This is a genomic window from Nonomuraea sp. NPDC050404 (assembly GCF_040655495.1).
Lineage (GTDB): Bacteria > Actinomycetota > Actinomycetes > Streptosporangiales > Streptosporangiaceae > Nonomuraea.
On record NZ_JBFAKB010000008.1, the window covers coordinates 388971 to 411105 of the forward strand.

At 71.6% G+C, this 22135-nt stretch carries 19 protein-coding genes; 11 read left to right on the top strand and 8 right to left on the bottom strand.

All coding sequences use genetic code 11. From position 1 onward, the window contains the following. Nucleotides 1–63 precede the first annotated feature (63 nt). The 3 genes from AB0I81_RS24920 to AB0I81_RS24930 all read right to left on the bottom strand — a co-directional run bounded on the left by AB0I81_RS24920 (nt 64) and on the right by AB0I81_RS24930 (nt 2984). A complete protein-coding gene (locus AB0I81_RS24920; protein WP_360660608.1) occupies nt 64–1149 on the bottom strand; it encodes a hypothetical protein in 1086 nt (361 codons plus the stop codon). 3 nt (nt 1150–1152) lie between these two features. Further along, nucleotides 1153–1746: an RNA polymerase sigma factor gene (locus AB0I81_RS24925; protein ID WP_360660611.1), complete on the bottom strand. Its 594-nt coding sequence runs from the start codon at nt 1744–1746 to the stop codon at nt 1153–1155. 137 nt (nt 1747–1883) lie between these two features. Beyond that, nucleotides 1884–2984 carry a histidine kinase gene (locus AB0I81_RS24930; RefSeq protein WP_360660614.1) on the bottom strand — a complete coding sequence of 367 codons (1101 nt, stop codon included), beginning with the start codon at nt 2982–2984 and terminating at the stop codon, nt 1884–1886. Between the two features lie 162 nt (nt 2985–3146). On the opposite strand from AB0I81_RS24930, the gene AB0I81_RS24935 reads away from it, so the two are divergent. Beyond that, nucleotides 3147–3986, top strand: coding sequence for an LLM class F420-dependent oxidoreductase (locus AB0I81_RS24935; RefSeq protein WP_360660617.1), 840 nt, complete (start codon nt 3147–3149; stop codon nt 3984–3986). A gap of 7 nt (nt 3987–3993) precedes the next feature. On the opposite strand, the gene AB0I81_RS24940 is transcribed toward AB0I81_RS24935, so the two are convergent. Both AB0I81_RS24940 and AB0I81_RS24945 read right to left on the bottom strand, forming a co-directional pair. Beyond that, nucleotides 3994–4578, bottom strand: coding sequence for a hypothetical protein (locus AB0I81_RS24940; protein ID WP_360660619.1), 585 nt, complete (start codon nt 4576–4578; stop codon nt 3994–3996). Between the two features lie 110 nt (nt 4579–4688). Further along, on the bottom strand, nt 4689–7526 hold the full coding sequence (locus tag AB0I81_RS24945; RefSeq protein WP_360660621.1) for an AAA family ATPase: 2838 nt from the start codon (nt 7524–7526) through the stop codon (nt 4689–4691). 164 nt (nt 7527–7690) lie between these two features. On the opposite strand from AB0I81_RS24945, the gene AB0I81_RS24950 reads away from it, so the two are divergent. From AB0I81_RS24950 to AB0I81_RS24965, 4 genes are all read left to right on the top strand, one after another. Beyond that, complete coding sequence (locus AB0I81_RS24950) at nt 7691–8614, top strand: MBL fold metallo-hydrolase (RefSeq protein WP_360660624.1); 924 nt, start codon at nt 7691–7693, stop codon at nt 8612–8614. Continuing rightward, nucleotides 8611–10077, top strand: a complete 1467-nt coding sequence (locus AB0I81_RS24955; protein ID WP_360660627.1) for a carboxylesterase family protein — start codon at nt 8611–8613, stop codon at nt 10075–10077. The genes AB0I81_RS24950 and AB0I81_RS24955 overlap by 4 nt, the downstream gene beginning before the upstream one ends. An 81-nt stretch (nt 10078–10158) precedes the next feature. Then, complete coding sequence (locus AB0I81_RS24960) at nt 10159–11769, top strand: phospholipase A2 (protein WP_360660630.1); 1611 nt, start codon at nt 10159–10161, stop codon at nt 11767–11769. A gap of 2 nt (nt 11770–11771) precedes the next feature. Then, nucleotides 11772–13715, top strand: a complete 1944-nt coding sequence (locus tag AB0I81_RS24965) for a S8 family serine peptidase (protein ID WP_360660633.1) — start codon at nt 11772–11774, stop codon at nt 13713–13715. 35 nt (nt 13716–13750) lie between these two features. Here the strand turns inward: AB0I81_RS24965 and AB0I81_RS24970 are convergent, their stop codons facing one another. Next, complete coding sequence (locus AB0I81_RS24970) at nt 13751–15058, bottom strand: MFS transporter (protein WP_360660636.1); 1308 nt, start codon at nt 15056–15058, stop codon at nt 13751–13753. Nucleotides 15059–15152: 94 nt separating this feature from the next. On the opposite strand from AB0I81_RS24970, the gene AB0I81_RS24975 reads away from it, so the two are divergent. Then, complete coding sequence (locus AB0I81_RS24975; RefSeq protein ID WP_360660638.1) at nt 15153–15833, top strand: GntR family transcriptional regulator; 681 nt, start codon at nt 15153–15155, stop codon at nt 15831–15833. Further along, nucleotides 15830–16918 carry a mandelate racemase/muconate lactonizing enzyme family protein gene (locus AB0I81_RS24980; protein WP_360660641.1) on the top strand — a complete coding sequence of 363 codons (1089 nt, stop codon included), beginning with the start codon at nt 15830–15832 and terminating at the stop codon, nt 16916–16918. The genes AB0I81_RS24975 and AB0I81_RS24980 overlap by 4 nt, the downstream gene beginning before the upstream one ends. 61 nt (nt 16919–16979) lie before the next feature. Here AB0I81_RS24980 and AB0I81_RS24985 read toward each other — a convergent pair whose 3' ends face one another. Then, nucleotides 16980–18047 (bottom strand): hypothetical protein, encoded by a 1068-nt coding sequence (locus tag AB0I81_RS24985; RefSeq protein ID WP_360660643.1) that lies wholly within the window; start codon nt 18045–18047, stop codon nt 16980–16982. A gap of 91 nt (nt 18048–18138) precedes the next feature. Further along, a complete protein-coding gene (locus AB0I81_RS24990) occupies nt 18139–18696 on the bottom strand; it encodes a hypothetical protein (RefSeq protein WP_360660645.1) in 558 nt (185 codons plus the stop codon). A 180-nt stretch (nt 18697–18876) separates the two neighbouring features. On the opposite strand from AB0I81_RS24990, the gene AB0I81_RS24995 reads away from it, so the two are divergent. The 4 genes from AB0I81_RS24995 (at nt 18877) to AB0I81_RS25010 (ending at nt 21872) form a co-directional block, all read left to right on the top strand. Then, on the top strand, nt 18877–19851 hold the full coding sequence (locus AB0I81_RS24995; RefSeq protein ID WP_360660648.1) for a DJ-1/PfpI family protein: 975 nt from the start codon (nt 18877–18879) through the stop codon (nt 19849–19851). A 60-nt stretch (nt 19852–19911) separates the two neighbouring features. Then, nucleotides 19912–20514: an isochorismatase family protein gene (locus AB0I81_RS25000; protein WP_360660651.1), complete on the top strand. Its 603-nt coding sequence runs from the start codon at nt 19912–19914 to the stop codon at nt 20512–20514. Between the two features lie 106 nt (nt 20515–20620). Then, nucleotides 20621–20767 (top strand): hypothetical protein, encoded by a 147-nt coding sequence (locus AB0I81_RS25005; protein ID WP_360660653.1) that lies wholly within the window; start codon nt 20621–20623, stop codon nt 20765–20767. Between the two features lie 136 nt (nt 20768–20903). Further along, a complete protein-coding gene (locus tag AB0I81_RS25010; RefSeq protein ID WP_360660655.1) occupies nt 20904–21872 on the top strand; it encodes a pyridoxal-phosphate dependent enzyme in 969 nt (322 codons plus the stop codon). Nucleotides 21873–22135 lie beyond the last annotated feature (263 nt).

The following is a 22135-nucleotide window of genomic DNA, read 5'->3' on the forward strand; positions in this document are numbered from 1 at the left end:
TTTCTCGATGTGTTCTCTGATCAGGGCGTTCCATCCCGTTCCATCGCGCTAGGTAGAACGTGTTCAGCCAGATCGCCGCCCGGCCTCATCGACCACGGCGGCCTTGATCAGGGCGTCCCAGTTGCGGATCTCACCCTTCCGCATGGTCGCGAAAGGTCCGTCCTTGTGATCCTTGACGACGACCGTGCGGTAACCCAGGTACTCGTAGGTCTTCGGATCGATGAAGATCTCGTCGCGCAGGTAGCCGTTCAGGACGTGGTAGAGGGTGATGCCCCGGCGCTTGAGCAGATCGGCGGAACCGGCCTCGTACCGGACGCCCGGAATCCTGGCCATCGCGCCGTACATGGCGGCACGGAGCCTGGGCGGGAGCGCGGCGTCCCGCATGCCCATCGCGATCGTCCGGAACGCCCATCTGTCGCGCTCCACGGAGGTGAGGGGCGGAAACGCCTGCTCGGCCAGGCGCTTGGCCTCCTCGGGGGTCTTGCCCCTGGATTCCGCCAGCTGCTGGGCGTTGCGCAGCGAAGAGGCGCGATGCCTGGCGTTCTCCGCGTCGGCGGTCTCGTAGACGCGGGCCAGCAACTCATCGGCGTCGGTCGGCAGGGCGAGCAGGTAGGAGTAGGCGACCTCGAACTCCGAACCCTTGTAGATCTTGAGCTTGCCCTTCTCGATACTGGCGAACGCCTTGTCGTCGAGTCGTCGCCACAGCTCGTGGGTGGTGGTCACCGCCGGCCTGCCGCGCAACCATTCCCCGCCGTCCACCCGCGTCCGCGCGCTCATGCTCTTCACGTAGCCCCACTGCTTGGGACCGGCCGACCATCCGGGGTCGTCGGCGGCCAGCAATGCCGCGTTGTCGGCCACGTCCTGGGCATTCGCCACCGGGCGCAGCCGCAGCTCAGTGGTCGCGGGCGGCCGTGGCTCGGGAGTGCGCGGGCCGCTTCCTGCGCCGGGAACGACCGTCACGGCCACCAGTACGGCGGCGGCGGACGCCCCGGCCACGGTCAGCGCCCACATCGGCCGGATCCGGCGAATCCTGGGCCGCCGGCTCCCGCGCATGTGCGCGCCCAGGCGCGAACGGGCCGCGTCGATGCTCTCCGGAGCGGGCTCCGGCACCGCGTCGTGGTAGCGGCGCAGCTCCTGCAGTTCCTCCATGACTCAGACCTCCTTCGCCGCGTGACCCAGCGTCCTGCGCAGCTTGGCTCTGGCCCGGTTCAGCCGGGAGCTGACGGTGCCGATCGGCACGCCCAGGGCGAAGGCCGCCTCCGCGTAGCTGAGGTCGGCGCAGGCGACGAGCATCAGCGCGTCACGGTCGCCCCGGGACAGGCTCTTCAGGCCGCGCGCCAGCCGCGGGCTGAGCTGCTCGGCGGCCACCCGGTCGGCGACGCGGTCGGCGTGGCCCTCGACGTCGTCGCGGCCCGCCGAGCGGCCGAGCGCCCGGTAGAGGCGGAGCTCGTCGCGGCGGTGGCGGCCGATGAGGTTGGTGGCGATGCCGTACAACCAGGCTTTGGCCTCCGGGCGGCTCACGTCGTAGCGCTCGCGCTGGTCGAACCCGGCCAGGAACGTCTCCGCCGCCACGTCGTCGGCGGCGGCGGGCCCGAGCCGGGCGGCGGCGTAGCGGTGGATCGCGGTGAAGTACCGGTCGAAGATCACCGAGAAGCACTCGGGGTCGCGGCACGAGTTCGCGATGACCGACGCGTCGTCCGGCTCCGCGGCCACCCGGGTGGAGCGGGGGGTAGAAGGGTCATGCATCCGGCGCCTTTCTCGAAAGAGGGTCGGCGCTGATTACCCGATGCGGGCGTTCTTGTTCGCGGTTTTTTTCGCGGAGCACGTTGTCCATGCTGCCGCCCGCCCGAGGCGGCGGGCGAGGAAGCCCTCCGCCACAAGGCTCATCGGCGGAACGCCGCGGCCGTTCTGAACAGTCCGTCCTGCTGCTCCACCGTCAGCTCGCCGCCCTGGGCTTCCAGGCGGTTCCGGAGTGCGGCGAGCCCGCTGAGCCGGGGAGCCCGCGTCTCCCGCACGCCGTCGTTGGTCACGGAGATGCCCGTCTCGGAAAGCGTGATCCACACCTGCCCGGCCTCGGTGTGGCGCAGGATGTTGGTCGTGACCTCCCTGAGCACCTGGGCGAGCAGTTCGCTCGCGCTCGGATCCACCCCGGCGGCGCGATCGACGCGGACGCGGATGCCGGCGGCCTCGAAGAGGTTCCTGGCGTTCTCCAGCTCCGTGGACAGGTTGAGCCGTCGTTGCGCGTAGGCCAGCTCCCTGGTCTGGGTGATGGTGTCGCCGACCAGGGCGCGTACCTCCTCCAATTCCTGCTCCACCTGCCCGACGTCGCGCTGCAGCAGCTTCCTGGCCAGCGCCACCTTCAGCTTCACCACGTGCAGCGTGTGGCCCTGGATGTCGTGCAGGTCGCCGGCGAAACGTACGCGCTCGCGCATGACGGCCATCTCCGCCTCGCGTTCCCGCACCTTCTCCAACTCCCCGATGAGGTCCTGGACCGCGGTGACGAGGAGCGTGAGGACGACTCCCCCCACGGCGACGCACACGGAGACGAAGACGTACTTGAGCAGCACGTCGAACGCGCTCTCGCGCGCCACCACCAGTTTCGCCGCGATCACGGCGACGGCGACGGCGGCGATCGCCACGAGCGCCGCCCGCCGGTGGCGCGGCAGCTCGATGACGGTGATGGTGGCCACGATGGCGAAGCCGTAGGCCGGCGCCGAGGCGTCCGCGGCCAGCACTCCGGCCAGCCATACGGCCGCGGTGACGATCAGGCCGGGCAGCGCGACACGGGAGAAACGGCCCACGGTCCACTGCTTGACGACCACCAGGGTCACCCCCAGGCCCAGGCCCATGAGCAGCGAGTCCCACCAGGCGTCGGCGTCCATCGCCAGCAGCAGCGCCCCGACGGCGGAGATCGTGCTGGAGACGATGTCGATGTTGAGCTGGCGCAGCCGGCCCTGCGTCTCCTGGGTCTGCCTGGACGTCATGCGCCCCCTTCCTGGCCTCACCACCCGGTCCCTCATCCCGAGCTTCGTCAGGCGCCAAGGGTGTGCCGCAAGTCTGCTTCCGTCCCGCCGCGGCCACCAGTGACACTGCGTCATGGGTTCACCCGCGCAAACGTCACATGGAGAGCCGTTAGGTTGGGCGGTGTGGACATCGGCATCACCACCTTCGCCGGCGCGTACGGCCTGGAGCCGCCCGCGCTCGGCAGCGCCATCGAGGAACGCGGCTTCGAGTCGCTGTTCTTTCCCGAACACACCCACATCCCCGTACGCAGCCGGCGGCCGGACGGGAGCTCCCCGCGGTCCTACGCCGAAACCTACGACCCGTTCGTCGCGCTGTCCGCGATAGCCGCGGTCACCCGCACGCTCAACCTCGGCACGGGGGTGTGCCTGGTGACGCAGCGGGACCCGATCGTCACCGCCAAGCAGGTCGCCTGCCTCGACCGGCTGTCCGGCGGCCGGTTCCTCTTCGGCGTCGGCGCCGGCTGGAACCGCATGGAGCTGGCCAACCACGGCACCGATCCCCGTACCAGGATGGCGCTGCTCGCGGAGCGGGTGCGGGCGATGCGCCGGATCTGGACCGACGACGAGGCCGAGTTCCACGGCGAGTACGTCGGCTTCGAGCCGATCTGGTCCTGGCCCAAGCCGTACCGGCCGCCGGGCCCGCCGGTGCTGGTCGGCGGCAACGGGCCGGGCGCCGAGGATCGGGTCCTCGCGTTCGGCGACGGCTGGTTCCCGCAGTGCGGTGAGCCCTCGGACGCCGGCGAGCTGAGCCGGCGCGCCGCGGCACTACGCGGGCGCGCCGCCGACGCGGGCCGGGGCCCGATCCCGGTCACGGTGTTCAACGCCCCGCCGGAACGCCGCTTCCTCGACGCGGTCGCCGACGCCGGCCTGGACCGGTGCCTGCTCCTGCTGCCGCCCGGAACTGAGTCGGACCTGCTCGCCCGGCTCGACGAATGGGCGCCGCTCGCGCCCGGATGGCGCTGAGCGCTGCCTACTCCTCCGCGAACGGCGGCAGCGGGCGGATCAGCGGGGTGAGCGTGCGCAGGGCGTCGTCCAGGGTGATCACGTCCTCGGTGGCGATCGGGACGATCTCCCGTACGGCTACGTGATCGTGGACGTGCTCGCCGACGACGCGCCCGCGCCGGTCGTGCGGCCAGTACATGAGGATCCGGTTGCGCTTGGTGTACCAGTTGTCTGACGGCTCGATCGGGAAACCCTGCGCGGCCAGCTCGCGGCCGGTCAGGTAGAAGTGGAACGTGGAGTCGGCCCAGAATCCGGCGTCGCTGACCGTGAGCACCGGATCGTGCACCGAGAACATGTGACCGACCTGCGTCTCGTAGAAGGCGCGCACCTCCTTGCCGCCGGTCAGGGTCACGCTGGCGCCGTCCAGGTTGAGGAAGTAGACCGGCTCCTCGACCATCATGTCGGGCGCGAACAGCTCGGACAGGCGGCCGGTGAGCTCCAGCAGATAGTGCCGTCTGACCACCTCCGCGATGCGCCGGCGCAGGGGTTCGCGGGAGCCCCTGATCAGGGCGTCCAGCGCGCGGGGGATGTTGGTGAGATCCGCTTTGGCCACGATGGCCCCTTTCTCTGTCTTCCACCTTTCTGTTGTGGCGTTCCACCCGGTTCCGCCTCCGGGACGGGACGGGACGGCCGCTGAGGAGGCGGCTTGTGGGAGCGGCCGGCTCACCCGTGCCGGCCGGCTGCCGTCTCCAGGACGTCGCGCAGCTGGGAGCGGGCGGTGACGCCCAGCTTGGGGAAGGTGCGGTAGAGGTGGGAGCCGACGGTGCGCGGGGACAGGAAGAGCCGTTCGCCGATCTCGCGGTTGGTCAGCCCCCGGGCGGCGAGCCGGACGATCTGCTGCTGTTGCGGGGAGAGCCCGGCGAAGGCCCCGGGGTCGGCCGGCTCGACGTCCAGGCCGGCCGCCCGCAGCTCGGCCTGCGCGCGTTCCGTCCACGGCCGCGCGTCCAGCCGGCGGAAGGTGTCGTACGCGGTGGTGAGGAACGGCCGCGCCTCGGCGATCCGGCGACGGCGGCGCAACCATTGCGCGTACTCCAGCCGCGCCTGGGCGCGTTCGAACGGCCAGCTCTCCAGCGCGGGGTCTTCCAGGGCGGCCAGGAAGCAGGGCTCGGCGTGCTCGGGTTCGGCCAGCAGCGCGCGGGCGCGGTGGATCAGCGCGCGCAGGCGGGGGGAGCCGCCGCCGGCCAGGGCGCGGGCGGAACGCTCGACGATCTCGATCGCCTCGGCGCGGTGGCCGCTGCGCGCGGCGGACTCGGCCAGCTCCGGCAGGGCCGGGTAGGAGGCGTGGTAATGGACGGGGTCGCCGTCCGGGCCGAAGATCGCCCTCGCGTGCCCGTAGGCGGCCTCGTGGTCGCCTTCCGCCACGGCGGCGGCGGTCAGGGCGCGGCGTGCGTACACGGCCACCGACCGGCTCTCCAGCGGGTCCACCAGGCGCAGCGCCTCGTCGGCGAGCGCGCGGGCGCCCGCCGCGTCGCCCTGGGCGGCCGCGACCATGGCCTCGACGGCGTGCGCGCAGGCGACGGCGTGATCGAGCCCGGTCGCGGCCGGCAACGCGGCGAGCTCGGCGCTGACCGCGCGGGCCCGGTCCCAGCGGCCGTACTCGAAGTAGGCCAGCGCGACGACGCCGCCGAGCCCGTCGGGCAGCGGCCCCCTGGTCCGCCACGACTGCACGGCCTCGTCGAACGTCCGCACGGCCAGCGGAGTCTCATCCAGCACCCACGCCGCGACGGCCAGCGCGGCCGACAACTCCGGACGACCCCGGGCGGCGGCGATGAGGTCCGGCAACTGGAGGGCCGGTTCGCGGGCGGTGGTGGTGACATTCGGCGGCTGGGACGCTGGTTCGCGGGCGGCCGTGATGAGGTCCTGCAGCCGGGGTGCCGGGTTGGCTTCGCTGCCGAACGGGTCCGACACGATCCGCGCCCACTCCCGCACCGGGCCGGCGGGCAGGAGTGGCAGTAGCCGGTCGATCTCCCGCCGCTGGGACTCCTCACTCGAGTAGAAGCGCAGTACGGCCGCGGCCGCGAGCGCGTCCAGCGCGATGGCCGGGTGGGTGGCCGCCAGGTCGCCGGCGATCGCGGCCAGGCCGGCGAAGACGGCGGTGTGCTGCCCGGTCAGCGCCGACAGCCGCGCGACGTGCAGCGCGGCGACGGCGCGTACGGCGGGGTCCTCGGTACGGGCGCGCACCCGATCGGCCAGCTCCACCACCCACGGCAGGTCCCCGGTGAACATGGCCAGCCCCGCCGCGTCCGCCAGCAGCCGGGCACCCTCTTCGCGCCCGGGACGCAGCTCCGCCGCCCTGGCCAGCGCCTTGGCCGCCGCCGCGTAGCCGCCTCGCCCGCGCGCCCGGCCGGCCGTCCGCTCCAGGGCGGCCGACACCTCCGCGTCGGGCCGGACGGTGGCGGCGGCCAGATGCCAGGCGCGGCGGTCCGGTTCGTCGTGCAGGGCGTCGGCCAGCGTGCGGTGTGCCCGCGTGCGGGCGTCGAACGGCGCGGCGTGGTAGATCGCGGAGCGGATCAGCGGGTGGCGGAACCGTATGTGCCTGCCCGCCCGGCGGATCAGCCCCGACTCCTCGACGGCGATCCAGGCTTTCTCGCCCGCGTCGGGCAGGAGCCGCAGCACGGCTTCCGGCGGATCCTCCACATCGGCGGCGGCCAGGAGCAGCAGGGCGTCCCTGGCGGGTTCGGGCAGCTCCGCCAGCCGGGCGGCATAGCCGGCCGCCAGCCGCTCACCGACCGGCAGCGGCCCATGGCCATCGGCGGTGAGGGTGGGGGAGGCGTGTCCGGCCAGTTCGAGCAGGGCCAGCGGGTTGCCCGCGGCCTGGTCGAGCACGCGTTCCCTGGCCCCGCCCGTCAGGCCGGGCACGCGCAGGCCGACCAGCCGCCGGGCCGCCGCGCGGTCGAGCGGAGGCACGCCGAGGACCGGCAGGTCAAGCGGAGGCACGCTGAGGACCGGCAGGTCAAGTGGAGGCGGCCCGAGCGGAGGCGACCCCTGTTCCTCGTGATCACGCACGGCGCCGAGAAAGACGACGGGATCGTCGTCCAGCCGCCGCGCGGCGAAGGCGAGGACGTCGGCGGAGGCGGAGTCGATCCACTGGACGTCGTCGAGCACGATCATCAGCGGTGCCCGCTCGGCCACCTGCGACAACAGGGTCAGCACCGCGACCCCCGTCAGCAGCGGATCGGGGGAGTCGGCCACGAACCCGAAGGCCCCCAGCAGCGCCCGGCGCTGCCGGTCCGGCAGGCCCGCCGCCTCGCCCAGCACGGGCCGCAGAAGCTGGTGCAGCCCCGCGAAGGCCAGATCCCTCTCGGATTCCCGGCCACCCGCCCGCAACACCCGGCGCCCCGCGTCCTCGGCGCGGCGGGCCGCGTACTCCAGCAGGGTGCTCTTCCCGATCCCGGCGGGGCCGGACAGCAGCAGGGCCCGGCCGCCATCGGCCCCCACCAGCGCGGCCAGCCGCTCGATCTCGGCGTCCCGCCCGATGATCGCGTCGTGTTCCGCGGACACGCGAGAGCCCGCCCCCCGCTCGTCCACAAACCCTCCAGAAAAACGTGGCTCCTTGCCGAAACGGTAGCGCGTCAGATGCAGTCACCTGACGCATACCGCCGGGCCGGGGTGTCGGCGCACGATGGGTCTCATCGAATTCGTCCCTGAACAGAAGGACCATTCTCATGCAGACCGATATGATCACTTTGGGTGACGTCACGATTACCAGAATCTGGGAATACAGCGGACCCGTCGGAATGACGCCCGAGGCGTTCTTCCCCGAAGGCTCGCCAGGCACGTGGCAGGAGCACGCCTCCTGGCTGGAGCCGCATTTCGTGGACCCTGGGACACGGATCGTCAACGGCGCGATCCAGACCTGGCTGCTGCGCAGCGAGGGCCGCAACATCCTCATCGACACCGGCGTCGGCAACCACAAGGAGCGGCCCTACTCGCCGTTCTGGAGCCGCCTGAACACCGGATTCCTGGACAACCTGGCCCGTGCCGGCGTACGGCCGCAGGACGTGGACCTCGTGGTGAACACCCACTTGCACGTTGACCACGTCGGCTGGAACACCTACCTGGACGGCCGCACCTGGGTGCCGACCTTCCCCAACGCCACCTACCTCATCCCCAAAGCCGACTTCGACTTCTGGAACCCGGCCAACGAGCACAAGCCGATGTTCGGCCGGGGAAACCAGAACGTGTTCGAGGACAGCGTCGCCCCCGTCCACGAGGCGGGCCTGACCAGGCTGTGGGAGGACTCGTACACGATCGACGCCAACCTGCGCCTGGACCTCACCCCCGGGCACACGCCGGGGTCCTCGGTGGTCACCCTGGAGTCGGGTACGGACCGCGCGGTGTTCGTCGGCGACCTGCTGCACAGCCCCGTGCAGTTCGTGGACCCGGACACCAACAGCTGCTTCTGCGAGGACCCCGCGGAATCGCGCGCCGCCCGCCGCAGGGTGCTCGGCTGGGCCGCGGACCAGGGCGCGCTGGTCATCCCCGCCCACCTGCCCGGGCAGGGCGCCGCCGAGGTGGCCCGCGACGGGAGCGGGTTCGCCGTCAAGGGCTGGGCGCCGTTCGCGACGAACTCCCGGGACGCCCGGTGAACACCACCGTCGTCACCGCGCAGGGCGCCGTGCGCGGTCTCCGGCGTGACGGCACGACGGTCTTCATGAACATCCCGTACGCCGCCCCGCCCACCGGCGCCGCCCGGTTCGCCGCTCCGCGGCCGCACGATCCCTGGGACGGCGTACGGGACGCCACCGGGCCGGGTCCCACCGCGCCGCAGGCCGAACGCACGCTCGGCAACGTGGACATGACCCCGTACTTCGGCCCCGGCTGGGTCCCCGGCGAGGACTTCCTGACCGTCAACGTGTGGACGCCGGCCACGTCCGGGCCGCCCCTGCCCGTGCTGGTGTTCGTGCACGGCGGCGGGTTCGTGGCGGGATCCACCAGGTCGGAGATCTATGACGGCGGCGCCTTCGCCCGCGACGGGGTCGTCCTGGTGACGCTCAACTACCGGCTGGGCGTCGCGGGCTTCCTCGACCTGCCGGGGGCGCCCGCCAACCGGGGCCTGCTCGACGTGATCGCGGCCCTGCGCTGGGTGCGGCGGAACATCGCCGCGTTCGGCGGCGACCCGGACCGCGTCACGTTGTCCGGCCAGTCGGCGGGCGCCACGATCGTGGCAGGCGTGCTGGCCGCGCCCGAGGCCGAGGGGCTGTTCCGGCGCGCGATCACGCAGAGCGGCAGCGGCCTGGGCGCCTTCACCCCGGAGCAGGCCGCCCGCGTGACCCATGCGGCGGCCCGCGCCCTGGGGGTCGAGCCGCACGCCGGCGCGTTCGAGGACATCCCCGACCGGCGTCTGGTGGAGGTCATGTCCGAGTTGCCGGGCATCGACCTGCGGACCGCGACGCACTTCGACCCGCTCATCGGGCTGAGCCCGTTCAGCCTCGTGCTGGACCGGCAGCCCGCCGAGGCGGTCGCGGCCGGCCGGGGCGGCGGCGTGGACCTGCTGGTGGGCACCAACACGGAGGAGGGCAACCTGTACCTCGCGCCGTTCGGGAACCTGAGCGGCTCGACGGCGGCGGACGTGGAGGCCGCGGCGGCCCGCTCGCATCCGGAGCCGGCCCGCCTCGCCGAGACCTACCGCAGGTCCCGCCCGCGGGCGTCAGCGGGGGAGCTGCGCTCGGCCATCATGGGCGACGCCCTGTTCGGGGTGGGCAGCCGCCGCCTCGCCGACGCGCACGCGGGGGTGACCTTCCGCTACTCCTTCGCCTGGCGCTCGAACGCCCTGGACGGCGAGCTGGGCGCCACCCACGCCGTGGAGCTGCCGTTCGTCTTCGACGTCACCGGTCTGCCACGGTTGCGCGGCCCCCGTGCCCTGCTCGGGCCCGACGAGCCGCCGGCGGACCTGGCCGCGCGGACGCACGCCGCCTGGGTGGCCTTCGCCACGACCGGTGACCCCGGCTGGGACCGCTACGACACCGGCCGCCGGGCCACGATGCGCATCGACGGGAAATGGAGCCTGGTGAACGACCCGCGCGGCGAGGAATTCCGGGCGTGGCCGTAATTCTGTGACGCAGAAGTGAAGCCGGCCGCTGTTTGACTGGGGCCGCCCATCAGGAATGGTCCCGGAGGAGCAGACACGATCATGTCGAATTCACGCCTGCGCACATTATCCATTGGCTTAGCCACGGCGGCCACGATCCTCCCGATCTTCGCCGCCTCGCCCGCCGCCGCCGACGTTCCCGAGCCGGAGAGCGGCGTTCAGCAGATCGGCCCAGGCCAGTATTTCCCCGACAACAGGTCCTTCGAATTCAGCGAGACCGACGTGGCGGCCGGAGCCATCGGCCGCCGGCACCGGGTGGCCGCCGTGGACGGCGGCCTGGCCCGTCCGGAGAGCTCCGCCCGCAGCGACCTGGCCGTGTACGGTCCCGGCTGGCAGGCCGAGTTCCTCGGCGGGACCACCAGCCGGTCGCTGAACGTCCAGGGCGACACCATCACGGTCGTCGACCACGGCCTGGCGGCCTCCGTCCGCTACGACCTCAAGAGCGCCGTCTCCTTCCCGGCCGGTGGCGGCGTGCGCAAGTTCGAGGCGGCCGACGGCTCCAAGCTCAGCGAGACGACCCGCTGGGACGCGGCGGCCGGTGCGATGAACACCACGGTCGCCGAGACGCCCGCGCTGGAGCTCGGCCCGCCGGCCGACGGCACCGCCACCAGCACGGCCGACTACGCGCTCACCTTCGCCTGGGCCAGGGTGAACACCGCCGACCCGGCGTCCTGGCGCGTGACGTCCGTGGGCAACACCGCGTACGGCACCTCGTCGGTCTCCTACGACACGCAGGGCCGCGTCGCGACGGTGACGGAACCGGCCGCCGGCGAGAGCCCGCAGACCGTGCTGACCTTCAGCTACGCCACGACGACGACCGCCACCGCCGGATCGTTCGGCGACTACGCGGGCCGCATCAAGCAGGTCTCGCTGACGTCCGGCTCGGACGCGCCGGACGTCGTCACCAAATACGCTTTCGACACCTCCGGTTACCTCCGCAACGTGTCCGACCCCGACGAGGGCCAGCGGGTCGGCTACACCTACGACGCCACCGGGCGCGTGTCCACCCTGTCCTCGGAGCAGAAGGGCGGCTGGGAGCTGAGCTACGCCGCCGACACGGCGGCCCCCCGCGCCACCGCCACCACTCCCGAGGGCCTTCCCGACGCCCCCGACCCGGCCAGCAGCACGCAGCCGCCCGCCGGGGCGCCGAGCCTCACCGATCCCTCCGCCTCGGGCCCGCCGACCGCCGAGTTCCCGCCCGAGGGCATCGACCTCACCCAGGCCTACCCCCGGCAGTGCTGGTTCGCCGCAAGCTGGCTCTGGTACACCCGCGCGGGTTGCGCGTCGTGGGCCAGGCACTACGGCTGGCGCAAGCCCTACTGGCGGCAGCTGCCCTCGCGCCGGTGGGTGGTCGGCATCATCTACGACCACTGCACTTCCCCCACCGGCAGCCGGCCCGGCGGGTTCGACTTCCGCGCGGCCTGTGACATGCACGACTACGGGTACGGCCTGATCGGCAACACCTACCGGGGCTACCGCTACTACCTCGACAGGTCGCGCAAGGTCGACGTGGACAACGTCTTCCACACGACGCTGAGGACCTACACCTGTTCCGCGTACAGGAGCGGATGGAGCCGGTACTACTGCCAGCTCTGGGCCTGGGTCTACCGGCAGGGCGTGCGCTTCGGCGACCCGCGCAACGGCGCGAGGTAAACGTGAAGCGATGGCCTGCGGTGCTGGCGGCCCTGGCCGCCCTGGCCGCCATGATCGCGGTCCCCGTGACGCGCGCCATGGCGGAGGACGACCCGAAGATCGAGGCGGGGCTGGCCAAGCAGTTGGCCGACGGCGGAACCGCCCGGGTGATCGTGACCACCAGGACCAGAGCCGACCTGATCGCCGTGACCGGGACCGATCCGGTGTTGCGGCCCTTCACCCGGCTGCCGATGGTGGTGCTGCGGGTGGACCGGTCGGGGATCGCCCGGCTGAGCGAGCAGTCCGAGGTCGTGAGCGTGGTCGAGGACCGGCCCGCGCCGCCGGCCCTCGGTGCGAGTGTGCCGCTCATCGGCGCCGACAAGACCCGTACGGCGGGCTTCACCGGCCGGGGGAGCGCGGTCGCCGTACTGGACACCGGGGTCGCGGTGCGCCATCCGTTCCTGGGCGGTCGCGTGATCGCGGAGGCGTGCTTCTCCACCGTCGATCCCGATTTCGGCTCCACCAGCCTCTGCCCGGACGGCGCGGAGACGGCCGAGGGGCCGGGGACGGCGGACTCCGAACAGGGGCCGTGCGCCTCGCTCGGCTGCGCGCACGGCACCCACGTGGCCGGGATCGTGGCCGGCGGCGCCGGCGTGAGCGGCTCCGACGGGCCGGGTGTGGCGCCGGAGGCGGGCATCGTGGCGATGCAGGTCTTCAGCCGGTTCGACTCGGAGGACTTCTGCGGTCCCGACGGCGCGCCCTGCGTGCTGAGCTGGACCAGCGACCAGGTGGCCGCGCTGGAGAAGGTGCAGGCGCTGCGCGAGGCGGGCGTGCCGATCGTGGCGGCCAACCTCAGCCTGGGCGTCGGGCGGCACTCCGCCGCATGTGAGAACGACTCCCGCAGGGCGGTCATCGACCGGCTGTGGGAGCGCGGGGTGGCCACGGTGATCGCGGCGGGCAACGACGGGTTCGGCGACGCCGTCACGGCGCCGGGCTGCGTGCCCAAGGCGATCACCGTTGGGAGCGTCAACGACGCGGACGGGCTGTCCGACTTCAGCAACCGCGGCCTGATGCTGGACCTGCTCGCGCCGGGCAGCGGCATCATCTCCTCGGTGCCCGGCGGGCAGTGGGCCTCGATGAGCGGGACCTCGATGGCGGCGCCGCACGTGGCGGGGGCGCTGGCGGTGCTGCGGCAGGCGTTGCCGGCCGTGAGCATCGGCGAACTGGAGGCGAGGCTGAAGTCCTACGGCAAGACGATCAGCTACACGGGGGCCACCACACCGCGGATCAACGTGCACAACGCGGTCACGGGGACGACCCCCACCACGCCGACGCCGACGCCGCCGATCCCGACGCCCGTTCCCGTCGGCAGGTACTGGGTGGACACCTTCGCCGTCGCGCAGGGGTATCCGTGGACGTACTGCGTCGGCAAGTGCCCCTCTCAGGGGCGGCTGTTCAAGGCGACGAACTACGTCTTCTGCAAGAAATGGGGTGATGAGGTCAGGGACTCGGCGGGCAACTACAACCGCTGGTGGTTACTGACCGACCTGGACGCCACGCGGGCCGGGGGGAGCGGGCGGGCCTACGTGTCCGCGTACTACCTGAGCCGGTGGGGCAACGACGAGGCCCGCGACAACCACGGCCGGGTCATTCCCGACTGTACGGGCAGGAGCAACGGCAAGTACTGGGTGGACACCTTCGCCAACGGCACCGGCTACTCGGGGCCGCTGGCCGGTGCGACGGCCCAGGGCACGCTCTGGAAGGCGACGAACTACGTCTTCTGCAAGAAGTGGGGCAGGCAGATCAGGGACGCGGCCGGCAACTACAACCACTGGTGGTTGCTGACCGACCTGGACTCGGTGAACTCCGGCGCCAGTGGACGGTCCTACGTCTCGGCGTACTACCTCGCCCGCTGGGGCAATGACGAGGCCCGCGACAACAACGGCACGGTCATTCCCGACTGCTGAGAGCCCGGGCGTGCCAGACCGGCACGCCCGGAACCTCACATCCTCTTCGCCGCCGGCAGCCCGAGCGGCTCCACCCGCTTCAGGATCACCGCGTACGTGAACGCGCCCAGCAGCGCCACCGCCGAGATCACCATCAGCGGCACGGTGAACGACGACGTCGCGTCCACCAGCACACCGATCATGATGGGGCTGATGATGCCGGCGAAGTTCGAGGCGAAGTTCTGGATCCCGCCGATCGAGGCGACGTGCCGGTCGGCCGGGGCGACGTCGGCGGGCAGCGACCAGATGTTGGCGGCGGCGAACGTCGAGCCCGCGTAGGCGACCGACAGCAGCGCCAGCGCCATCCACGCCTCCGGCACCCACACCGCGATCCCGATCACGGTCGAGACCAGGAACCCGCCCGAGATGAACATCTTCCTGACCTTCGTCACCGAGTCGCCCGCCTTGATGCGCCGGTCGGCCAGCCAGCCGCCCAGCCATTCGCCGCCGATCGCGACCAGGCCCGGCAGCGCGCCGAACAGCCCCAGCTTCAGCAGGCTGAACTCCCGCTCCTCCACCAGGTAGGTGGGGAAGAAGGTGAGGAAGAAGTAGACGACCATGTTGAGGCAGAAGAAGCCCAGCATCATCGCCCAGATCGTGCGGTAGCGGAACAGGTCCCGCCAGCGCAGGTTGTCCGCCTCCCCGTGGTCGTCGCCCTCGAACCGGGCGCCGCCCTCGCGCAGGTACGTCAGCTCCTCCTCGGTGATCTTCGGGTGCTCCTGCGGGTCCCGGTAGGCGCGCCACCACCCGTACGCCCACAGCAGCCCGACGACCCCGATCACCGCGAACGTCCCCCGCCAGCCCAGCCACGCGATCAGGCCCGTGACGACGGGCAGCGCGATGACCCCGCCCACCCGCGAGCCGGAGTCCCAGATCCCGGTGGCCAGGGCCCGCTCGTGCCGGGGGAACCAGCGGCCCACGACCTTGGCGCTGGTGGTGGCGGCCGGGCTCTCGCCGATGCCGAGCAGCAGCCGTACGCCGAAGAGCGAGGCGAAGCTGCTGGCCAGCGCCGTCAGCGAGGTGAACAGCGACCACCACACGGCGGCGAAGGTGAAGGTCCTGCGCGGCCCGTACCGGTCGACGAACCAGCCGGCGGCGAGCTGGAAGAAGTCGTACGACCAGAAGAACGCCGCCAGGATCATGCCCTCTTCGGTCTTGCTGAGCTGGAAGGTCTCGCCCATGAAGGGCAGGGCGACGCCCAGGCTGGCCCGGTCCAGGTAGTTGATGACGAGCCCGGCGAAGACGTAACTGATCATGTACCAGCGCAGCCGGCCGTGGACGGCTCTCCTGCGGGTTGTGCCCATCACGATCCTCAGTACTATTTCCTATTGGATAATTCGGACATGTTGCCTACGCTTCACCACGTACGTCAAGAGCAGTCAGGAAGGTAGTGAAAAAGTGGAGGACGGCCCGCTGAAGGGGCGCGCCCGCCGCAGCGTCCTCACCGAGAACGTCTACGAACGCGTCAAAACCCTCATCATGGACGGCGACCTGGCACCCGGCGCGCGCGTGAACATCTACGCCGTCGCCAGGCTCCTCGACGTCTCCCAGACGCCGGTGCGCGAGGTGCTCGCCGCACTGGAGTCGGAGGGCCTGCTCACCAAGGAGGCGCTGCGCGGCTACTCGGTGACCCCCGTGCTCACTCCCGCCCAGGTCGCCGACCTCTACCAGCTCAGACTGCTGCTGGAGCCCTGGGCCGCGGGCCGGGCGGCCGAGCGGATCACCCCGGCGGACGCCGCCCGCCTGCGCGCCGAGCTGGACAGCCTGCCCCAGGCCCCGCAGGGCACCCGGTACGAGGACTACCACGCCATCGCCGCCCACGACGCCCGCTTCCACGACCTGGTCGCCGAGTTGTCCGGCAGCCCCGCGCTGCGCGAATCGCTGCAGCGCACGCACTGCCACCTGCACCTGTTCCGCATCGAGTACGAGGGCAGGCGCAGCGGCGAGCCCACCCTGGCCGAGCACCACCGCATCGCCGGGGCCCTCACGGCGGGCCGCGCGCAGGACGCCGAGCAGGCGATGCGCGAGCACCTCACCGCCGCCCGAGACCGTTTCCTCCGGATTGGACCGACCAAGTGACGAAGATCGTCAGCGCCGCCGCGTACCTGGTGGACATCCCCGTCGAGACCGAGCGGACCGACGCCGTGCAGGCGTTCGTCAAGCAGGAGACCGTGTTCGTGGAGCTGCGCACGGACGACGGCCTGTCCGGCACCGGCTACTCCTACACGATCGGCACCGGCGGCCGGGCCGTGTTGTCCATGCTCCGCGACCACCTGCTGCCCCTGCTCGACGGCCGCGACGCCCGCGAGGTGGAGGCCGCCTGGCGGGAGTTGTTCGCCGTCACCCGGGCCACCACGGTCGGCGCGATCACCTCCCTGGCCCTGGCCGCCGTGGACACCGCCCTGTGGGACCTGCGCTGCCTGCGCGCCGGCGAGCCGCTGTGGCGCCTGGCCGGCGGCTTCCGCCGCGCCGTGCCGGTGTACGACACCGAGGGCGGCTGGCTGCACCTGCCCACAGAGGATCTGGTACGCGGCGCGGTGGCGGCCAGGGACGCGGGCCTGTGCGGGGTCAAGCTCAAGATCGGCCGTCCCCGGGTGGACGAGGACGCCGAGCGCGTCGCCGCCGTCCGCGCCGCCGTCGGTCCCGGGATGGACATCATGGTGGACGCCAACCAGTCCATGACGTACGCGGAGGCCAGGCGGCGGGCGCACGCGCTGGAGCCGTACGGGGTGAGCTTCTTCGAGGAGCCGCTGCCGGCCGACGACGTGCAGGGGCACCGGGAGCTGGCCAGGTCCACGTCGATCCCGGTGGCGGTGGGGGAGTCGTTGTACTCGGTGGGGCAGTTCCGCGACTACCTGGCGCGCGGGGCGGCCTCGGTGGTGCAGGCGGACGTGGCCAGGGTGGGCGGCATCACGCCGTGGCTGAAGGTGGCGCACCTGGCGGAGGCGTTCAACGTGGCGCTGTGCCCGCACTTCCTGATGGAGCTGCACGTCAGCCTGGTGGCGGCGGTGCCGGCGGGCACGTACGTGGAGCACATTCCGCAACTGCGCGCCATCACCCTGGGCGAGCTGCCCATCGAGGACGGCCACGCCGTCGCCCCCGACGTTCCCGGCCTCGGCATCACCTGGGACCGCGACGCCATGGACGACCTGCGGGTGGCCTAGCGGCGGCTTGTTTGGGGCAGGCTGCGGACGGTTCACGCCCGCAGCCTGCGCCGCCCCCGTGTCAGGCCGCGTGTGCCCTGATCGCGGCCTTACGCCACACCTTGAACAGCCGCCTGGCCGACCCGCCCACGGGGCCGACCGCTTCGTAGAGGACCTTGCGTGAGACCGGCTCGGCCGTGTCCACCGCGTTCACGGCCTCGTCGGCGGTGGTGATCGTGTGCGCGCAGACGTCCCGCAGGTAGCCGGGGATCTGCAGGGCCGGGTCGGTGCAGCCCACCAGCGGCACGCCCACCGCCGCCACCACGGGGAAGACGGTCCCGGGGATGCCGATGGCGGCCTCGGCCCGCGCCGACGCCTGCACCGACGGGACGGTGCTGATCTCGTACTTCTCCCACAGGGCGCGGTTCTCGCGCGGGTGCAGGCCGACCAGGATGTGCTTGCCGGCCGCCGCGAGCCGCTCGGCCGCGGTCAGCAGCAACTCGGTGCCGGGGGCCGAGCCGCCGGTCTGGTCGGACTTGGTGACGCTGGTGAGCACCAGTACGGTGTCCGCCTCCGGCCGGTGCCTGGGCAGGTCGTCGGTCTGCGGGGTGCCCACGACCGAGATCGCGCGGCGGGTGCCCAGATAGTCATCGAACACCTTGGCCTCGGCTGGCGACGACGCGGTGATCGCCCGCAGCCGCTTGCGGAACTCCTTGGCCCGCGGCGCCTCCTGCGGCAGCTGGTAGGCCAGCGAGCTGGCGACCAGCGGCAGCCGGCGCAGCCGCGCGGCGCAGTCGGCGGGCCAGTCGCCGGCGCCGGTCACCACGAGCAGGTCGGCCCGGGGGATCTCGTCGGGCGTCGCGACGGTGACCGGGTCGTCCGGCTTGATCTGGGACCGGTCGGGCACCAGTTGCACGACCTCCCAGCCCTGGCGGCGCGCCTCCGGGAGCAGCGGTGCCGCGTGATAGGTGCCCCACGGCTCGTTCGTGGCGATCAGCACGCGCGGACGCCTCCCGCCCGGCCTGCTCGCCGCGACGGCGGGAGCGCCGCCCAAGGTTCCGCCCAGGACGGCGAGCCCGGCTCCGGACAGGGCGCCGGTGAGCAGGGATCGCCGTGACAGACGGCTGGGAGACGTGTCATTGAATGCCATGAATTGGCACCTTATGGGGCGTTTGTGAACGCCACTGGTCGTGCAGGAGAACGAGGCGCGGTGCGCGCTGGACCGGCAGTCGGTCGGGTGGCTAGGGGTGGTTCGGCGCGGGATGGGTGCGCGGCGTGCAGAGTGCCACCGCCAGCACGGCGATGAAGGCCAGCGGCATCCCCAGCAGGAGCACGAACCGGAAACCGAAATACCAGGTGACGGCTCCGCCGATCACGGGTCCCGCGAGTTGTCCCAGCAGGGCCACCACCGCCGGGGCCACCAGCGCCGGCCACCACGTGGTGCCGCGGAAGTGCGTCCTGGTGAGTTCGAAGCCGGCCCGCAGCACGATCGCGGCCGCCAGTCCCTGCCCGAGCCGGCAGGCGATCAGCATGCCGCCGCCCACGGCGACGGCGCCTACCGCCGACGTCAGGCCGAAGGCGGTCAGGCCGTACAGGAGCACGCTCAGGCGGCCCCTGACGGGAATCAGGACTGCCAGGAGCGCCAGGGGATAGGCCCAGATCACCATCATCAGGGTGACCGTGGTCAGCGGGAGCTCCCCGGAAATCATCGATTGCGCCGCGTCCAGCGCGCCCCAGTTCACTGCGAAGATCGCCACACACAGGGTCAGGGCCGCGATCATCTGCCAACGTCCGGTCATCGCCCAACCGTAGGGACGCGCGCTTGACGATCACTTGCAGCTGTGAATCTACAATGTAAAGGCGGTCGGAACTGGTGCGACAGCACCGCGACAAGAGCTATACCCATCACCTATCGGATGTCCGGATGTGACAGAACCCCGTCATGGCGGTCATGGTGGAGGGTCGGCGACAATGGGTGCATGCTCGCTCCACACCGTGTCGTCATCGCCGTGTTCCCCGACGTCGACCTGCTCGATGTCACCGGGCCGGCGGAGGTGTTCGCGGTCGCGAACCGGGAGATGTCCGGCCAGGCGCCGTACCAGGTGCTGCTGGCCGGTCCGGCGGGCGGCCAGGTGCGCACCAGCGCGGGAGTCCGGGTGGTCACCGATCTGACCTTCGATGAGGTCGGCGACCAGGTCGACACGCTCGTGGTGCCCGGCGCGGTGGACGGCGACGGTGTGCCGGTGATCGATCCGGTGCTGGTCGGCTGGATCGAGGAGACGGTGCGCCACGCCGGCCGGGTCGCCTCGGTGTGCGTCGGCGCGCACCTGCTGGCCGCCGCCGGGTTGCTGGCCGGGCGGACCGCGACGACGCATTGGGCCACCGCCGACCGGTTGGCCGCCGATCATCCCGACGTCATCGTGGATCCGGATCCGATCTACGTACGGTCGGGGAAGGTGTGGACGGGCGCGGGCATCAGCGCCTGCATGGATCTCGCGCTCGCGCTGGTCGCGGAGGACCATGGTGAACGGCTGGCCCTGTCGGTCGCCCGGCAGCTGGTGATGTACCTGAAGCGGCAGGGCGGGCAGAGCCAGTTCAGCGTTCCGCTGTGGCAGGCTCCGGCCGAGCGGCGCGACATCGACGAGTTGCGGGCGTGGATCACCATGAACCTCGCCGCCGACCTCTCGGCGGCGGCGCTCGCCGAGCGGATGCGGCTCAGCGAACGGCACTTCTCGCGGGTCTTCCGGCAGGAGACCGGCTCGACGGTGGCCGCCTATGTCGAGGCGGCGCGGGTGGAGTCGGCCCGGCGGTTGCTTGAGGGCACTGATGAGTCGCTGGAGCGGGTCGCCGCCACGTCGGGGCTGGGCTCGGTGGAGACCCTGCACCGGGCGTTCCGGCGGCGGCTCGGCACCACCCCGGCCGCCTATCGGCGGCGGTTCCGTATCGCCGCCTGAGTACGTTTCTTCCCTCCCGGCCTGGTCAGGCCGGTTCCCCCCGGCAACAAGGAGAATGCGATGACCGTTTCGACGACCCTGCGTGACGTGATCGGCCTGGACGGCACCCTGCCGCGGTTGTCGGCCGCCACCCTGGTCATGATCGACTTCCAGAACACGTACTGCACCGGCGTCATGGCGCTGCCGGACGCCGACCGTGCCCTGGACGCCGCCGCCCTGCTCCTGGAGCGCGCGCGGGCCGCCGGCGCCCGGGTGGTGCACGTGATCAACGACGGGGGAGAGGGCAGCCCGTACGACATCCGTGCCGAGATCGGGCGGATCGAGGCGCGGGTGGCGCCCCGGGAGGGCGAGGCGGTCGTGGTGAAGGGTTTCCCGGACTCCTTCCACGAGACCGACCTGCTGGAGGTGCTGCGCCGGTCGGAGGCCGGGCCGGACCTCGTACTGGCCGGGTTCATGACCCATATGTGCGTGCAGTTCACGGCGCAGGGCGCGTTCAATCTCGGCTACCGGCCCACGGTGGTGGCGGAGGCGTGCACGACCCGGTCGCTGGCGGGGCCGGACGGCACACCGATCGCGGCGCAGGCTCTGCACGCCGGCGCCCTGACCACGATCGGCGACCTGTTCGGCCTGGTCGTCGCCCGGGTGGCAGACCTGCCCGCCTGATCGCCGCGCGGCTCGGTGCCCATCGTTTGAGCGGGCCCTCTTCCGGCAGGCCCGGCGAGGGCACCGCCGTCAGCGCCACCGTCCCCGCGCTCCAAGGAAACCCCCGGTGATCCGCCTCCTCATCGTCGAGGACCACCCCATCGTCCGCGGCGCGGCCGCCGGCGAGCCGGTCCTGTCGCCCTCCGTGGCCGGCCGCCTGATGGGCCAGGTACGCAGACCGGTCAAGGCCGGAACTGCAGGTCCTCGCCGGTAGCGTGTTAGAAATCTACAATGTAAAGGCGGGTCGCTTTTGCAAATCAAATTCCTCAGACAGCAATGGCGTGGGCTACGCCCACACGCCCCAACAGAAACCCCAGGGACGGGCGCCGTGAGTGATAAATTCTCGGGCCATGCTCAAGACACGCCTTCATCTTGACCGGATTCGCGCCGCTCGCCAGCTGATCGATCCGGTGTTCCTCGACACGCCGCTGTACGAGTGCGACGCGCTGGGCCGCAGTCTTGGCTGCACGGTGAGCGTCAAGCTGGAGACGGCGAACCCGGTCCGCAGTTTCAAGGGCCGGGGTACGGAGGTTGTGGCGAGCCTGCTGACTGATCAGGGGCGGGTGCGGTCGGCGGCGGTGTGTGCCAGTGCCGGGAATCTGGGTCAGGCGCTCGGTTGGTCGGGTCTTCGCCGTGGTCTGGATGTGACGGTGGTGGCTTCGCGTGGGGCGCCTGCGGTGAAGCTTGATCGGATTCGTGCGCTGGGTGCGGAGTTGGAGGTGGTGGAGGGTGATTTCGAGATGGCCCGCGAGCGGGCGGTGGAGCTTGCGGAGCGGCGTGGTGTGCGGTTGGTCGAGGATTCTTTGGATCTTGAGACGTGTGAGGGTGCGGCGACCATTGGTCTGGAGTTGGCGGGTGGGGGGTCGTCGTTCGATGTTGTTCTGATCGCGTTGGGTGGGGGTGCGATGGCGTCCGGTGTGGGGTTTGTGGTGAAGTCTCTGCTGCCGGGGGTTGAGGTGGTCTGTGTGCAGCCGGCTGGTGCGCCGGCGATGACGCGTTCGTGGCGTGAGCGGCGGGTGGTCACCACGGATTCCGCTGTGACGATCGCGGATGGTGTTGCCGGGCGGTTTCCCATTCCTGTGGTTTTGGATGATCTCCTTGAGGTGGTTGATGATGCCGTCTTGGTGGGGGAGGGGTCGATTGTCGCGGGTATGCGGTTGTTGCTGGAGCATGCGGGGCTGGTTGTGGAGCCTTCGGCGGCGTTGGGTGTGGCTGCGGTGCTGGAGGATCGTGATCGGTTCGCGGGGCGTCGCGTGGTGACGATTGTTTGTGGCAGCAATGTCGGTCTGGATGCTTATCGTCGTTGGGTTGGTGTGTAGGGGGCTTGACTTCACGTTGGCTTCAGGTCGCATGGGGTTGTTCCTTGGCCGCGCGCCGGTGACAGGGTGGCGGGTCGGCTGGGCGGTGGGTATGAGGTTGTCCGCATTTTTCCTGCGGTCAACCTCAGCGGCGAGGACGGTGGCTCGCTGGGTGGTCGTGGGCTGGGTGGCGGCGGTTGTCTGGAGGCAGGCGGCGTCCATGCGCCGGCCGGTGTCCGTGTCGCTCCTCGTTCTCGGATGGAGACCTTTGTCATGAGCATGCC